Source organism: Bradyrhizobium uaiense (assembly GCF_010811875.1).
Lineage (GTDB): Bacteria > Pseudomonadota > Alphaproteobacteria > Rhizobiales > Xanthobacteraceae > Bradyrhizobium > Bradyrhizobium uaiense.
Genome location: NZ_VKHP01001097.1, coordinates 1 through 237, shown reverse-complemented (window position 1 = coordinate 237; position 237 = coordinate 1). Strand labels below are relative to the sequence as shown.

Here is a 237-nt window from a genome sequence, read left to right as displayed (position 1 = left end):
AATACTATCTTGCCAATCTCCCTGCGGCGACGGATCTGCGCACACTAGCCGCCACCATCAAGGCAAGATGGATTTGTGAGCAGGCGCATCAGCAGTTGAAGGAGGAACTCGGACTTGATCACTTCGAAGGGCGATCATGGCAAGGTCTTCATCGTCACACCCTGATGACTATGATTGCTTACGCCTTCCTGCAACACCGTCGCCTCGCACACGCGGCGCGGAAAAAAAAGAATCAAC

1 protein-coding gene is annotated in these 237 nt (G+C 53.6%); it reads left to right on the top strand.

What is annotated here, in order from left to right:
• Window positions 1-237, top strand: a 237-nt coding sequence (locus tag FNJ47_RS48925) for a transposase (protein WP_163163844.1), incomplete at both ends; no start/stop codon positions are given.